This is a genomic window from Actinoplanes octamycinicus (genome assembly GCF_014205225.1).
Lineage (GTDB): Bacteria > Actinomycetota > Actinomycetes > Mycobacteriales > Micromonosporaceae > Actinoplanes > Actinoplanes octamycinicus.
On the sequence record NZ_JACHNB010000001.1, the window covers coordinates 6031428 to 6046139 of the forward strand.

At 73.3% G+C, this 14712-nt stretch carries 11 protein-coding genes; 6 read left to right on the top strand and 5 right to left on the bottom strand.

What is annotated here, in order from left to right:
• Position 1: 1 nt before the first annotated feature.
• Together BJY16_RS26470 and BJY16_RS26475 are read right to left on the bottom strand one after the other, a co-directional pair.
• Positions 2-664 carry a response regulator gene (locus BJY16_RS26470; protein ID WP_185042270.1) on the bottom strand — a complete coding sequence of 221 codons (663 nt, stop codon included), beginning with the start codon at positions 662-664 and terminating at the stop codon, positions 2-4.
• Positions 661-1626: a sensor histidine kinase gene (locus tag BJY16_RS26475; RefSeq protein WP_185042271.1), complete on the bottom strand. Its 966-nt coding sequence runs from the start codon at positions 1624-1626 to the stop codon at positions 661-663. The genes BJY16_RS26470 and BJY16_RS26475 overlap by 4 nt, the downstream gene beginning before the upstream one ends.
• A 120-nt stretch (positions 1627-1746) precedes the next feature.
• Here BJY16_RS26475 and BJY16_RS26480 point away from each other — a divergent pair, with 120 nt between their 5' ends.
• The 5 genes from BJY16_RS26480 to bla all read left to right on the top strand — a co-directional run bounded on the left by BJY16_RS26480 (position 1747) and on the right by bla (position 9864).
• On the top strand, positions 1747-2835 hold the full coding sequence (locus tag BJY16_RS26480; protein ID WP_185042272.1) for an NYN domain-containing protein: 1089 nt from the start codon (positions 1747-1749) through the stop codon (positions 2833-2835).
• On the top strand, positions 2832-3245 hold the full coding sequence (locus tag BJY16_RS26485) for an ester cyclase (RefSeq protein WP_185042273.1): 414 nt from the start codon (positions 2832-2834) through the stop codon (positions 3243-3245). The genes BJY16_RS26480 and BJY16_RS26485 overlap by 4 nt, the downstream gene beginning before the upstream one ends.
• A gap of 244 nt (positions 3246-3489) precedes the next feature.
• Positions 3490-7353 carry a Pls/PosA family non-ribosomal peptide synthetase gene (locus BJY16_RS26490; protein ID WP_185042274.1) on the top strand — a complete coding sequence of 1288 codons (3864 nt, stop codon included), beginning with the start codon at positions 3490-3492 and terminating at the stop codon, positions 7351-7353.
• Positions 7350-8696 (top strand): M1 family metallopeptidase, encoded by a 1347-nt coding sequence (locus tag BJY16_RS26495; RefSeq protein WP_185042275.1) that lies wholly within the window; start codon positions 7350-7352, stop codon positions 8694-8696. Before BJY16_RS26490 ends, BJY16_RS26495 begins: the two co-directional genes overlap by 4 nt.
• Before the next feature lie 214 nt (positions 8697-8910).
• Entirely contained in the window at positions 8911-9864 is a 954-nt protein-coding gene (gene bla, locus BJY16_RS26500) for a class A beta-lactamase (protein ID WP_185042276.1), read from the top strand.
• Between the two features lie 90 nt (positions 9865-9954).
• Here bla and BJY16_RS26505 read toward each other — a convergent pair whose 3' ends face one another.
• Positions 9955-12450 (bottom strand): ATP-dependent Clp protease ATP-binding subunit, encoded by a 2496-nt coding sequence (locus BJY16_RS26505; protein ID WP_185046680.1) that lies wholly within the window; start codon positions 12448-12450, stop codon positions 9955-9957.
• Positions 12451-12691: 241 nt separating this feature from the next.
• On the opposite strand from BJY16_RS26505, the gene BJY16_RS26510 reads away from it, so the two are divergent.
• Positions 12692-13561, top strand: coding sequence for a hypothetical protein (locus tag BJY16_RS26510; protein WP_185042277.1), 870 nt, complete (start codon positions 12692-12694; stop codon positions 13559-13561).
• Between the two features lie 215 nt (positions 13562-13776).
• Here the strand turns inward: BJY16_RS26510 and BJY16_RS26515 are convergent, their stop codons facing one another.
• Both BJY16_RS26515 and BJY16_RS26520 read right to left on the bottom strand, forming a co-directional pair.
• Positions 13777-14157: a nuclear transport factor 2-like protein gene (locus BJY16_RS26515; protein WP_185042278.1), complete on the bottom strand. Its 381-nt coding sequence runs from the start codon at positions 14155-14157 to the stop codon at positions 13777-13779.
• A complete protein-coding gene (locus tag BJY16_RS26520; protein ID WP_185042279.1) occupies positions 14157-14675 on the bottom strand; it encodes a MarR family winged helix-turn-helix transcriptional regulator in 519 nt (172 codons plus the stop codon). The genes BJY16_RS26515 and BJY16_RS26520 overlap by 1 nt, the downstream gene beginning before the upstream one ends.
• Positions 14676-14712: the final 37 nt, after the last annotated feature.

A 14712-nucleotide genomic window follows, 5' to 3' on the forward strand; every position in this document is an offset into this window, starting at 1 on the left:
GCTAGTGTGGATCATGCGGCGCGGCGGCGTGCGGGTCGGCCAGGCCGGTCCGCCACGCCCAGGCGGCCATCGCCACCCGGTTGTGGAGGCCGAGTTTCGCCTGGATGTTCGCGACGTGGGTCTTGGCGGTGCCGGCCGAGATGAACAGCTCGGCGCCGATCTGGGCGTTGGTCAGGCCCTGCGCGACCAGCCGGACGATGTCGGTCTCGCGGGGCGTCAGCGGGTTGGCCGGCGCCGGTCGGTCGGCGCTGGTCATCGCCTTCAGCAGCCGCACCGTGACCTGGGGACTGATCAGCGCGTCCCCGGCCATCGCCGCCCGGACGCCCTCGACCAGCAGCGCCGGGCCGGACCGCTTGAGCAGGAAACCGCAGGCGCCGTGGCGCAGGGCGGTGTCCACGTACTCGTCGAGGTCGAAGGTGGTGACCACGACCACCCGCAGGCCCGCCTGCACCAGCAGGCGGGTCAGTTCCAGGCCGTCGATGCCGGGCATCCGGATGTCGGTGAGCACCACGTCCGGCCGCAGCCTGCGGGCCAGGGCCAGCGCGGTGGTCCCGTCGGCGGCCTCGCCGACCACGGTGATGTCCGGCTGCGAGTCCAGGACGAGGCGGAACCCGCTGCGGACGTCCGGCTGATCGTCGGCGAGCAGGACCCGGGTGCCGGTCACGCGGCCACCACCGGGATGTCCGCGACCACTTCCCAGCCGCACGCGCCCGGACCGGCGGAGAACGTGCCGCCGGCCGCGGTGACCCGGTCCCGCAGGCCGGACAGGCCCCGCCCGCCGCGCCGCCGCCGGGGCGGCGACGCGGTGCTGTCGTCGCTGACCCGCACCTCGACGCCGGAGGCGCCGCCGGTGACGGTGATCTCGACCCGGGTCGCCCCGGGCGCGTGCCGCCGGACGTTGGTGAGCGCCTCGGCCACGATCCGGTACGCCATCGCCCCGCTGTCCCGGGGCACCGGACCGGCGTTGTGGACCAGCCGCACGTCGAGGTGTCCCGCCGCGCGGAACCGGTCGACCAGGGCCGGCAGCTCGTCCAGGGTGGGCAGCGGCCGTACCGTCGCGGGGTCCGCGTCGTGCAGCATGCCGACCATCCGGTCCATGGTGTCCAGCGCGGCCAGCCCGGCCGCTTCGATCCGGGCCAGCGCCGGACCGGCCGCCTCCGGCCGGCTGTCCGCGACGAACCGGGCGGCCTGGGCCTGCGCCACGATCCCGCTGATGTCATGCGCGACGAAGTCGTGCAGGTCCCGGGCCACCTGCAGGCGCTGTGCCCGCCGGGCCCGCTGGACGGCCACCGCCCGCCGGTGCAGCATCAGCCGCGGATAGCCGCCGACGACCAGCGCGACCAGTGCCGGAGTCGTCCAGACCGCGGCGGCGACGAGCCGTTGCGGCGTCGGCATCCCGCCGGTGAACGACCAGAGAACCAGCGCCATCGCGGCGGCGGCGAGCCCGGCCACGGGCGCGATGTGCCGCCGCGGCCCCCACCGGACCGCGGCCGCGGTCAGCGCCGCCAGGGTGGTCACCACCAGGATGAACAGCTGCGGCGGGTCGCCGAGGTCGGCGACGAACGCCAGGCACGGGGTGGCGGCGCCGGCCGCCATGCCGGCCCAGCCGAGGTTCCGGCGCATCATCACCTGATCGTAGGCGGACATCGCCGTATGCCGATCGGGGGAGGACACCGCCGCCGGCCGGCCACACCTCCGCACATCGGCAGATGGTGGCGCAGCCGGGCCCGGGCCGAGGCTGATGGCATGTACTCATGGCTCACCACCCGCTGGCCGGACCTGGCGGGATACGCAGCGGCCGGCTGGTCGTCGATGTACGCCCTGCTGGGGCTCTACTGGACGGTCGGCGGCGACGGCTTCCCGTTCGGACCGGCCGGTGACGACCGCCGGACGGGTTCGATCCTGGAGGGCACGCCGGTCGAGGCCGGCGGCCCGCTGATCGCGGCGCTCGGCCTGCTCGGCACGGTCGTCGCGGTGGCGATGGCGCGGGGCGCCGGCTCCGGCCGCCGGTCCGCCGCGATGATCGCCTTCGGCTGGACCGCGGCGGCCGCCCTGACCCTGGTCATCCCGGACTACACGCTGATCGCGCTGGTGGCGTTCGCCCCGGTGCTGCTGGTCTTCGCCTTCACCGGGGTGCCCGGCCCGCAGGACGGCATCGGCGACATCCTCTACTGGCACCGGGTCAACCTGATCATCCTGTTCGCCGGCGGCCTGCTCTGGGCCGCGGCCACGCTGGCCTACCAGCGCCGCCGGCGCGCGGCCTGCGGGCACTGCGGCCGCCGGCCCGGATCCGGCGACGACGGCCCGTCCCGGCGGACGTTGCTGCGCTGGGGACGCCGGGCGGTGCTGGTCGCCCTGCTGGCCCCGCTGCCCTACGAGATCACCCGGCTGGCCTGGTTCTTCGGCTACCCGCTGGGGATCACCCGGGATTTCCTGACGATGATGCAGGACACCAACGGCATGCTCGGGATCGGGCTGGGCCTGGCCATCGCCTCGGTGTTCGGCGGGGTGCTCACCCACGGCCTGGTCAGCCGGTGGGGCGAGGTCTACCCACGGTGGATCTGGTTCAAGGCCGGCAAGCCGGTGCCGCCGGCCCTCGCGATCGTTCCGGCGTCGCTGGTCGCCGTGGTCCTGATCCCGGCCGGGATGATGATGCTCCGCGGCGCGACGTTCCAGGAGGGCTGGGGGCTGCGCCTGGTCAGCGTGCCGTGGATCGTCTGGGGCGTCGCGCTCGGCGTGGCCACGTACACCTATCACCTGCGCCGGCGCGGATCATGCCGGCATTGCGGGCAGGGCGTGCCCACTGCCGCTCCCGGGCGTACCGTCGACGCGTGACTGTCGAGGAGCAGTTGTTCGCATTGTGGAGGGTGGCGCCGGAGGAGCAGGGCGACCCGATCGGGCGTTTCGGGGCGGTCTACACCGATCCGGTGACGATCAACGGGGTGCCGATGCCGGTCAAGGACCTGGTGGCGCGGGCCCGGGCGCTGCACGCGGCCTTCACCGAGCACGAGATCGAGGTCGTCGACCGGGTGGCCGCGCCGGGCAAGCTGGTCGTCGCGTTCCGGCACCGCGCCCGGCACACCGGCACCTGGACCACCCCGCTCGGCGAGATCGCCCCCACCGGGCGGACGGTCAGCGGGCTCGGCATCGACGTGCTCACGCTGGCCGGTGACGGGCGGGTGAGCGGCATCTGGGTGCTCGCCGACGAGCTGCAGCGGATCCTGCAGGTGCACGACCCCCACTGACGAGTTCGCGCTCCGGCGCCGGGTCCGCTGCTGTTCCGGATCGCCGATTTTCGGTACGCCATGGTGCACCTGACTGGCCGAACGGCCTGCTGGAGCCACCTGTACGGGTGTGTCGATGGCCACGCATCCGATAAGTGACCGTCGTTCTCCGTTTCCGTCACGTAACTTTGAACGCTGCCCGGGGCGCCTCAGTGCCGTGCGCCCGGCGACGTGTGACTTGTGTTGTGGAGATGGAGCGCGCCCGGTGACGGTGACGACCGAAGAACAGCTGTTCCCGTTCCCCGACATCCTCGAGGGGCCGGCAGCTCCGGCGGTGTTCCGCTCGCCGGAGGCGCCGGCCCTTCGCAGTCTGGTCGACATCCTCGACGCCACGATCCGGCACCACCCGGAGAGCCCGGCGATCGACGCGGGTGGCGTCCAGCTGACCTATCGGGAGCTGGCCGCCGAGGTCGAGGCGCTGCGGGTGACGCTGAGCGGGCACGGGATCGGTCTCGGCGACCGGGTCGGGGTCCGGGTCTCGTCCGGCACCGCCGAGCTCTACCTGGCGATCCTCGGCGTGCTGGCGGCCGGCGCGGCCTACGTGCCGGTCGACGCGGACGACCCGCAGGAGCGCGCCGACCTGGTCTTCGGCGAGGCCGGGGTGAGCGCGGTCATCGGGGACGGGCTGAGCGTGACGCTGCACGGCACGCCGGGCGGCCGCACCGGGCGGCCCGGCCCGGCCGACGACGCCTGGATCATCTTCACCTCCGGCTCGACCGGCACGCCGAAAGGGGTGGCCGTCACGCACGGGTCGGCCGCCGCGTTCGTCGACGCCGAGGCGGAGATCTTCCTGGCCGACGACGCCGGGCTGGCCCCGCACGACCGGGTGCTGGCCGGGCTGTCGGTGGCGTTCGACGCGTCCTGCGAGGAGATGTGGCTGGCCTGGCGGCACGGCGCCTGCCTGGTGCCGGCCGCCCGGTCGCTGGTGCGCAGCGGCGTCGACCTGGGCCCGTGGCTGGCCGGGCAGCGGATCACCGTGGTCTCCACGGTGCCGACCCTGGCCGCGCTCTGGCCGGTCGAGGCGCTCGACGAGGTCCGGCTGCTGATCTTCGGGGGCGAGGCGTGCCCGCCTGAGCTGGCCGAGCGGCTGGCCGTCGACGGGCGCGAGGTGTGGAACACCTACGGCCCGACCGAGGCGACCGTGGTGGCCTGCGCCGCCCGGATGACCGGTGACGGGCCGGTGCGGATCGGGCTGCCGCTGGCCGGCTGGGAGCTGGTCGTGGTCGACCCGGCCGGCGATCCGGTGGCGATGGGCGAGACCGGCGAGCTGGTGATCGGCGGCGTCGGTCTGGCCCGCTACCTGGACGCCGGGAAGGACGCCGAGAAGTTCGCGCCGCTGCCCTCGATGGGCTGGCAGCGGGCCTACCGCAGCGGCGACATCGTCCGCGCCGAGCCGGCCGGGCTGCTCTTCCTGGGCCGCGGCGACGAGCAGGTCAAGCTCGGCGGGCGCCGGATCGAGCTGGGCGAGGTGGACGCCGCGCTGCAGGCGCTGCCCGGGGTGGCCGGCGCGGCCGCCGCGGTGAAGCGGACCGCGGCCGGCACCCAGCTGCTGGTCGGCTATGTGGTGCCGCGCGAGGGCTTCGACGCCGCGGCCGCCGCGCTGCGGATCCGCGAGCAGCTGCCGGCCGCGCTGGTCCCGCTGCTCGCCGAGGTGGACGCGCTGCCGACCCGTACCTCCGGGAAGGTGGACCGGGCGGCTCTGCCGTGGCCGCTGGCCCCGACCAGCGACTCGGACGCCGCGCTGACCGCCACGCAGGCGTGGCTGGCCGAGGGGTGGGAGCACATCCTCGGGGTGCGCCCGTCCGCGGCCGACGCCGACTTCTTCAGCAGCGGCGGCAGCAGCCTCGGCGCGGCCCAGCTGGTCGCCTGGATCCGGGAGACCCACCCGCAGGTGTCGGTCGCCGACGTCTACCAGCACCCGGTGCTCGCCGAGATGGCCGCGGTGATCGACGCGCTGGACACCACCGCGGCGGTGCGCCGCGACGTCCGGCCCACCCCGCGGCGCGCCGGGCTGCTCCAGTTCCTGCTGATGCTGCCGCTGCTCGCGCTGGTCGGGCTGCGCTGGGTCACCGTGCTGGCCGGGCTGGGCAACCTGGCCGCGCTGACCGGCCTCGGCGCCTCCTGGGTGCCGGCGGTCTCCTGGTGGTGGATCGCGGCCGGCTGGCTGGTGCTGTTCAGCCCGCCCGGGCGGATCGCGGTGGCCGCGGCCGGCGCGCGGCTGCTGCTGCGCGGCGTCGGCCCGGGTGACTACCCGCGCGGCGGCGGCGTGCACCTGCGGCTGTGGGCGGCCGAGCGGCTCGCCGAGCTGACCGGCGCGACCGGGGTCGCCGGCGCCGGCTGGATGATCACCTATGCCAAGGCGCTCGGCGCGCAGATCGGCCGGGATGTCGACCTGCACTCCGCGCCCCCGGTCACCGGCCTGCTGAAACTGGGCCGTGGCGCGGCGGTCGAGCCGGAGGTCGACCTGTCCGGTCACTGGGTCGACGGCGACCTGGTCCGGGTCGGCAAGGTGCGGATCGGCGCCGGCAGCCGGGTCGGTTCGCGCAGCACGCTGATGCCCGGCGCCCGGGTCGGCAAGGGCGCGGACATCGCCGCCGGGTCGACGGTCACCGGCGCGGTCCCGGCCGGGCAGCGCTGGGCCGGGTCGCCGGCCGCGCCGGCCGCCAAGAGCACCGCCGGCTGGCCGGCCCAGCGCCCGGAGCGCCGGGCCAAGGCCTGGGTGGCCGGGTACAGCCTCACCGCCCAGCTGCTCGGCCTGGTGCCGGTGGTGGCGGTGCTGCCCGCCCTGGCGCTGCTGGCCCGCCCGACCGCGCTCGGCGCGCTGGCCATGGTCCCGGCCGCCGCGGTCGCCTACGTCCTGACCTACGCCCTGCTGATCCTCGGCCTGGTCCGGCTGCTCGGCCTCGGCGTCCGGGAGGGCTTCCACCCGGTCCGCGGCCGGGTCGCCTGGCAGGTGTGGACCACCGAGCGCCTGATGGGGATGGCCCGGACCGCACTGTTCCCGCTCTACGCCAGCCTGTTCACCCCGGTCTGGCTGCGACTGCTGGGCGCCAAGGTGGGCCGTAACGTGGAGGCGTCCACGGTGCTCGCGCTGCCGGTGATGACCACCGTCGACGACGGCGCGTTCCTGGCCGACGACACCATGGTCGCCACCTACGAGCTGCGTCACGGCTGGCTGCGGGTGGCCCCGGCCCGGATCGGCAAGCAGGCCTTCCTCGGCAACTCCGGGATGGCCGCGCCGGGCCGGTCGGTGCCCAAGCGCGGCCTGGTCGGGGTGCTGTCGTCGGCGCCGCGCAAGGCCAAGAAGGGCACCTCCTGGCTGGGCGCGCCGCCGATGCCGCTGCGCCGCACGGTCGAGACGGCCGACGCCAGCCGCACCTACGCGCCGCCGCTGCGGCTCAAGCTGGCCCGCGCCGCGATCGAGCTGTGCCGGATCGTCCCGGTGATGCTGGCCGGCGCGCTGGCGGTCGGCGTGCTCGCGGCGCTGGCCCAGATCTGGCAGGTGGCCGGCGCGGTGCCGGCCGCGCTCGCCGCCGGCCCGGTGCTGCTGGCCGCGACCGTCGTCGCCGCGCTCACCGCGAGCGCCGCGAAATGGCTGCTGGTGGGCCGGTTCCGGGTCACCGAGCGGGCGCTCTGGACGTCGTTCGTCTGGCGCAACGAGCTGGCCGACACGTTCGTCGAGGTGCTCGCCGCGCCGTGGCTGTTCCGCTTCGCCACCGGCACGCCGCTGCTCACCGCGTGGCTGCGGACCCTCGGCGCGACAATCGGCCGGGGCGTCTGGCTGGAGACCTTCTGGCTGCCGGAGTACGACCTGGTCCGGCTCGGCCCGGGCGCCACGGTCAACCGGGGGTGCGTGGTGCAGACCCACCTGTTCCATGATCGGATCATGGCCATGGATGAGGTGACACTGGGCGCGGGCGCCACGCTCGGCCCGCACGGGATCGTGCTGCCCGGCGCCAGCATCGGCGCGCGCACCACGGTCGGACCCGGCTCGCTGGTCACCCGCGGCGACGCCGTGCCCGCGGACAGCCGCTGGCAGGGCAACCCGATCGCGAACTGGGCGTCATGACCCCAGGTTCGGGACCGCTCGGCGCCACCCCCGGCGCCGAGCACTCGACCGACCCCTACCTGCCCGCGCACGGCAACGGCGGGTACCGGGTGCTGCACTACGACCTCGACCTGGACTACCGGGTGATTACCAACCGGCTGGTCGGGAGGGCGACCGTCACGGCGCGGGCGGTGCAGGCGCTGTCCCGGTTCAGCCTCGACCTGGGCGCGTTCCGGGTGCAGGACGTGCGGGTGGACGGCCGGCCGGCGAAATTCCTGCACCGGGCCGGCAAGCTGCGGATCAAGCCGGAGCGCCCGATCGGCTACGGCGCCACCTTCAAGACCGAGATCCGGTACGCCGGGACGCCCGTGCCGATCTCCGGCCGGTGGGGCGACATCGGCTGGGACGAGCTGACCGACGGCGCGCTGGTGGCCAGCCAGCCGAACGGGGCGCCGTCCTGGTTCCCGTGCAACGACCGGACCGCGGACAAGGCCACCTTCCTGGTCACGCTGACCGCGCCGGCGCCGTACACCGTGGTGGTCACCGGCGACCTGGTCTCCCGGCGCCGCCGGGCCGGCACCCAGACCTGGGTCTACGAGCGCAACGAGCCGACCGCGCCGTACCTGATGGGCGTCCAGGTGGGGCGCTACGAGCTGGTGCCGCTGGCGACCGACGGGGTGCCGCAGCGGGCCGCCATCCCGCCCCGGCTACGGACCGTGTTCGGCCACGACTTCGGCCGGCACGGCGAGATCATGGCGACGCTGGAGGGGTTCTTCGGGCCGTACCCGTTCCGGGAGTACGTCGTGGTGGTCGCCGACGACGACCTGGACGACCCGATCGAGGCGCAGGGGATGGCCGTCTTCGGCCGCAACCACCTGGACGGGCAGCGCACCCACGAGCGGCTGGTCGCGCACGAGCTGGCCCACCAGTGGTTCGGCAACAGTCTCACGGTCGCCGACTGGCGGCACATCTGGCTGAACGAGGGCTTCGCGACGTACGCGGAATGGTTGTGGTCGGCCGCCTCCGGCGGCCCGTCGGCGGACGCGCACGCCGCGCACTGGCATGCCCGGCTGGCGCTGCAGCCGACCGGCATCACCATCGCCGACCCGGGCGTGGCACGGATGTTCGACCCGACCGTCTACAAGCGGGGCGCGCTGGCCCTGCACGCGCTGCGCGTCCGGGTCGGCGACCCGGCGTTCTTCGCCATGCTGCGCACCTGGGTGTCCGGCCACCAGCACGCGACCGTCACCACCGAGCAGTTCCGCGAGCATGCCCGCCGCTTCGCCACCCGCCCGGTCGACGACCTGCTCACCGCCTGGCTGGACCGCCCGGCCCTGCCCAAACTGCCGGTCTTCGGCCTCTGATCCCGGTCAGGGATCGGCCTGCCGGCAGGCTGCCACCGTCGGCACACTTCCCGGGCGCGCCGATATCGATCACCCACCACCGGGTTCCCGCGGCAATTCATGACTTTCTCACAGGAATCGGCGTCAGTTGTTCGAATCGGTTCGGTAGGTTCCCCGGCATGATCTTCGATGTACTGTTCCGGTCGGTGGCTGCGGGTGCGGAAGGCCGCGGCCGATGATCACCCGGAGGGCCGCGATCGGTGCCGCGGTACTTCTGATGGCCGGGTGCACCAGGCAGGACGAGAAGACGGCGGGGCCGGACCTGCGGCCGAGCCCGCCCCCGCCGCCCGCATCACCCTCGATCGTCGCGTCGCGCCCGGCGCAACGTCACGAGCGGCTCCTCGAACTGGAGCGGACGTACGGCGCGCGGCTGGGAGTGTTCGCGATGGCGCTCGGCAGCGGTGTCACGGTCGAGCACCGGGCGGACGACAGGTTCCCGTTCTGCTCGGCGTTCAAGGGTCTGGCAGCCGCCGCCGTCCTGCACCGCACCTCGCTGTCCGGGCTGGCTCAGCGCATCCGGTTCACCTGGGCCGATGTGGAGCCGAACCTGCAGAACGCGGTCAAGACCCAGGAGCGGGTGGACACCGGGATGACGCTCGGCGAGCTGTGCGACGCGGCGATCCGCTTCAGCGACGGCACCGCGGGCAACCTCCTGCTGCGCCAGATCGGCGGCCCGGCGCAGCTGACGGCCTATCTGCGGACGCTCGGCGACACGGTGACGCAGTCCGTGCGGACCGAACCGGGCCTCCACCGGGACTGGAGACCAGGCGACCAGCGGGACACGACTTCGGCACGGGCCATCGGCACCGACTATCAGAAGATCGTCGTGGGGGACGCGCTTGCCGGCGATGCCCGCGCCTACCTTCGTGACCTGATGGAACGCGCCGACCGGACCAGCAACAGCAAGAAACGGATCCGGTCCGTCGTGCCGCGCGGCTGGACCGTGGCCGACAAGACCGGCACCGGCAGGTTCTACGGCATCGCGAACGATATCGGCCTCGTGTGGCCCGCGCCGTCCGCCGACCCCGTCCTCGTCTCCATCATGTCGAGCCGTACCGGCCGCAACGCCGAGGCCGACAACACCCTCGTCGCCGAAGCCGCGAGGTACGCACTGGAAAAGACCACCTGAGCGCCGGCCGGGCCGCCGCGGTCTCGGCCTCGGGAACGAACCGCGCCGCCTCCGGCTGGCGGAGGCGGCGCGGGAACGGGTCGGGGCGGGTCAGGAGGTGGCGGAGACCTCCTCCGGGACGGCGCCCGGGGTCTCGGCGGCGCGGAAGACCAGCTTGGACTTCTCCACGTTGGCCGGGTCGCCCTCGCAGTCCACGACCACGGTCTGGCCGGGGCGCAGCTCGTTGAAGAGGATCTGCTCGGACAGGGTGTCCTCCAGGTCGCGCTGGATGGTGCGGCGCAGCGGCCGGGCGCCCAGGACCGGGTCGAAGCCCTTCTTCGCCAGGTACTTCTTGGCGTTGTCGGTCAGTTCGAGGCCCATGTCCTTGTTCTTCAGCTGGGACTCGATGCGCGCGGTGAAGATGTCGACGATCTGCAGGATCTCCTGCTCGCGCAGCTGGTGGAAGACGATCGTGTCGTCGATGCGGTTGAGGAACTCCGGGCGGAAGTGCTGCTTCAGCTCGTCGTTGACCTTGACCTTCATCCGGTCGTAGTTGCTCTCGGTGTCCTCCGAGGCCTGGAAGCCCAGCGAGACCGCCTTGGCCACGTCCCGGGTGCCCAGGTTGGTGGTCAGGATGATCACCGTGTTCTTGAAGTCCACGATGCGGCCCTGGCCGTCGGTCAGCCGGCCGTCCTCCAGGATCTGCAGCAGCGTGTTGAACACGTCCGGGTGGGCCTTCTCGATCTCGTCGAAGAGGACCACGCTGAACGGCTTGCGCCGCACCTTCTCGGTGAGCTGGCCGCCCTCGTCGTAGCCGACGTAGCCGGGAGGGGCACCGACCAGCCGCGACACCGTGTAGCGGTCGTGGAACTCGGACATGTCCAGCTGGATCAGCGCGTCCTCGGAGCCGAACAGGAACTCGGCGAGGGCCTTGGACAGCTCGGTCTTACCGACACCGGACGGGCCGGCGAAGATGAACGAGCCGGACGGCCGCTTCGGGTCCTTCAGACCCGCCCGGGTCCGCCGGATCGCCTTGGAGACCGCCTTGACCGCGTCCTCCTGGCCGATGACGCGCTTGTGCAGCTCGTCCTCCATGCGCAGCAGCCGCGTCGTCTCCTCCTCGGTCAGCTTGTAGACCGGGATGCCGGTCCACAGGCCGAGCACCTCGGCGATCTGCTCGTCGTCGATCTCCGAGACCACGTCGAGGTCGCCGGCCTTCCACTCCTTCTCCCGGGCGGAGCGCTGGTCGAGCAGCTTCTTCTCGTCGTCGCGCAGCTGGGCGGCGCGCTCGAAGTCCTGCGAGTCGATCACCGACTCCTTGTCCCGGCGGACCTGGGCGATCTTCTCGTCCAGGTCGCGCAGGTCCGGCGGGGTGCTCATCCGGCGGATGCGCATCCGGGCGCCGGCCTCGTCGATCAGGTCGATCGCCTTGTCCGGCAGGAACCGGTCGGAGATGTACCGGTCGGCCAGCGTCGCGGCGGCCACCAGGGCGGCGTCGGTGTAGGTGACCCGGTGGTGCGCCTCGTAGGCGTCCCGGAGCCCCTTGAGGATCTCGATCGAGTGCGCCAGCGACGGCTCACCGACCTGGATCGGCAGCAGCCGCCGCTCCAGCGCCTTGTCCTTCTCGACGAACTTGCGGTACTCGTCGAGGGTGGTCGCGCCGATCATCTGCAGCTCGCCGCGGGCCAGCATCGGCTTGAGGATCGAGGCGGCGTCGATCGCGCCCTCGGCGGCGCCCGCGCCGACCAGGGTGTGGATCTCGTCGATGAACAGGATGATGTCGCCGCGGGTGCGGATCTCCTTGAGCACCTTCTTCAGGCGCTCCTCGAAGTCACCGCGGTACCGCGAGCCGGCCACCATCGAGCCCATGTCCATGGTGTAGAGCTGCTTGTCCTGCAGGTTCTCCGGGACCTCGCCCTTGACGATGGACTGGGCCAGGCCCTCGACCGCGGCGGTCTTGCCGACGCCGGGCTCGCCGATCAGCACCGGGTTGTTCTTCCGGCGGCGGGACAGACCCTGGATGACCTGCTCGATCTCCTTCTCCCGGCCGATCACCGGGTCGAGCTTGCCCTCCCGGGCGTCCTGGGTGAGGTTGCGGCCGAACTGGTCGAGCAGCGCCGAGTTCGACGGGGTGCCCGCCTCGCTGGAGGTGGACGCGGCCGGCGTCTCGGTGTGCCCGGCGACCAGCTGGATCACCTGCTGGCGGACCCGGCCGGTGTCGGCGCCGAGCTTGACCAGGACCTGGGCGGCGACGCCCTCGCCCTCCCGGATCAGGCCGAGCAGGATGTGCTCGGTGCCGATGTAGTTGTGCCCCAGCTGCAGCGCCTCCCGCAGGGAGAGCTCCAGCACCTTCTTCGCCCGCGGGGTGAACGGGATGTGCCCGCTGGGCGACTGCTGGCCCTGGCCGATGATCTCCTCGACCTGCTGCCGGACGCCCTGCAGGGAGATGCCCAGGCTCTCCAGAGCCTTGGCGGCGACACCCTCGCCCTCGTGGATCAGCCCGAGCAGCAGATGCTCGGTGCCGATGTAGTTGTGGTTGAGCATCCGGGCCTCTTCCTGGGCCAGGACGACCACCCGCCGGGCGCGGTCGGTGAACCGTTCGAACACGTCGCTCACGTCCTCGTGGCAGAGCCCCACGCACCCCACCCGATGAGACGCACGCAGACGTGCGGAACCGGCTGGTGTCACATGCGCTGAGTCGGGGCCTCTTGGCGTCGATGCGGGGTCCGCGTGGGGAACCCCGCGACGCTCGTGCAGGCGCGGCTGCACCACGAGCCTACAACGATCCGGCCTACGATGAGCGGGGGAGGCGCACCAAGCGACGCCGGTGCGCAGCGGAGGTGGCGGCATGAACGAGACACGGAACAGGCGATCCGTACCGGACCGGGCACGCAAGCGGGCGGTCCGGGCGCTGGCCGCCGAGCTGGGCGTGGCCTACTCGGTGGCGGCCCGTCTGCTCGCGGCTCAGGCCGCGGAGGCCGCCGAGTCCGGGCCCGCCGGGCTGCCGGCCGACGAGCACCGCGCCTGGCTGTTCGCTGCGCGCGAACAACGCACCTTTCACTCCCGGGTGCGGGACACCCGGACCGCGGCCGAGCTCCCGCTGGGCCGGGCCGCCCACCTGGCGCGGCGGTTCCCGCCGCTGCGCGACCTCGCCGGGGCCGGCCCGCTCTACCACGGTGAGGGCCGCGAGACGCTGATCGCGATGCTGTACGCGGTGCTCGAGCACGAGTCGCCGCATCTGCTGCCGTCGCCCGACGAGCTGACCTGGGCCGCCGAGCTGGGTGAGGAGACCGCCGTCGACATCGCCTGCCGCGACCTGGACCGGGCCGCCCGGCAGCTGCTCGACCAGGGCTGGCAGCTGTGGCCCCGGGTCGACGCCGCGCTGGCCGCCGGTGAGGGCCTGACCGAGCCGCGGGTCCGGGACGCCGCCCGGGTCCTCGGCCGGGAGCTGCGGTCGACCAGCCTGCGCGGAGCGGTCGGCGGCGCCCGGAACATCCTGGACGCGCTGCTGGCCGAGGCCTATGACGCCGCGCTGCCGCCGGGTGCGCCGGTGCTGGTCGGGGAGCGGCTCGGGACGGTGGTCGGGGTGTGCTGGGAGCCGGCCGGGCCGCCCGGTGGCTACCGGGTCCGGTTCGGCGCCGACCCGGCGGTGCACTCGGTCGCGGTCGCCGAGGTGCGCCCGGCGACGGCCACCGAGCCGGAGCCGGTCTCCGGCTGAGCACGGTGTGTGCCGCCGGCCCGGGCGCGCGTCAGCCCGCGGCGGCCGGCGGGTGTGGGTTGCGGTGACCACCCGCGGACAATGAAGGGCACGGCGATCGTTCTGGACGCGCCAGCGGCCAGATCGCCGGGCCCGGCCCGCGCGGGAGCATGCGATCCGCACCCGAGCGGACCTGCGTCAATGAAGAATCTGATCTATGAGGGACGCTGGCGTGCTCAGGAGCCGGGCGCGGACGGGCTCGCGGCGCCCATGACGGCGTGCCAGCGGGTCGCGTCGAAGATCAGGGTGATCGCGGTGATCCGGCCGTCCTCGAGGCGGAAGTGCTCGGCGGTGCGCTGGGTGCCGACGGGGAGTGCGGTGTGCACGTCGTAGACCAGGGTGGCCTCGGCATCGCCGTACAGTTCGCTGATCAGGTCGACACCCGTCACGACCTGCAAGAACATCGGGAGTCCGGCCAGATGGCCGGTCCGGTCGGCGGAGCTGATCAGCGGGCTCCGGAAGGTGAACGTGTCGGCGAGCTGGGCCGCCGCGGCCGGGATGTCGCCGGCGAACCTGGCTTGGTGGTAGACCTGGACGGTGTCCGCGGTGCTGGTCATCAGGGGTGATCCTCCAGATAGTGGATCAGGTGGCGCTGGTTCGCCACGAGGCGCAGGCACAGGTGCCGCAGCAGCGTCGTCTCGGCGGCGGTGAATCCGCGGAAGCAGGCGGCCATCGCGGCCCGGGTGGGCTGGCGGAACTCGTCGAGCCAGGTCAGCCCGGCGGGCGTGAGCCGGACCCGGACGGATCGCCGGTCACGCGGGTCGGGGGCCCGCGCGGCGAGCCCGGCCCGTTCCAGCGTGTCCACCAGACCGGTCACGTTCCGGCTGGTCACCCCGGCGGCCTGGGCCAATTCCTTGACGCTGCGGCCGTCCGGGCTCGCGTTCAGGCTGATCAGGACGTCCAGGGCGCCGGGACTGAGCCCGCAGTGGCCGGTGGCGCGTGATTGCAGTCTCTCCAGGCCGCGGGCGGCGGCGCGCAGGGCGGCGGCGGCCTCCAGCTCCGCGGTGTCCTCGCCACCGGTGAAACGGGCCAGCGTGGCGCGGCTTCGGGCGTCGAACAACAGTTCCTCGTCCATAGTGAAGCACTACTTTAGTACATACTTCTTTATTGTG

Bases quoted from the DNA above. Each gene is read 5' to 3' on its own strand.
- BJY16_RS26475 (WP_185042271.1), bottom strand. From the start codon at position 1,626: ATGATGCGCCGGAACCTCGGCTGGGCCGGCATGGCGGCCGGCGCCGCC.
- BJY16_RS26480 (WP_185042272.1), top strand. From the start codon at position 1,747: ATGTACTCATGGCTCACCACCCGCTGGCCGGACCTGGCGGGATACGCA.
- BJY16_RS26495 (WP_185042275.1), top strand. From the start codon at position 7,350: ATGACCCCAGGTTCGGGACCGCTCGGCGCCACCCCCGGCGCCGAGCAC.
- bla (WP_185042276.1), top strand. From the start codon at position 8,911: ATGATCACCCGGAGGGCCGCGATCGGTGCCGCGGTACTTCTGATGGCC.
- BJY16_RS26510 (WP_185042277.1), top strand. From the start codon at position 12,692: ATGAACGAGACACGGAACAGGCGATCCGTACCGGACCGGGCACGCAAG.
- BJY16_RS26515 (WP_185042278.1), bottom strand. From the start codon at position 14,157: ATGACCAGCACCGCGGACACCGTCCAGGTCTACCACCAAGCCAGGTTC.
- BJY16_RS26520 (WP_185042279.1), bottom strand. From the start codon at position 14,675: ATGGACGAGGAACTGTTGTTCGACGCCCGAAGCCGCGCCACGCTGGCC.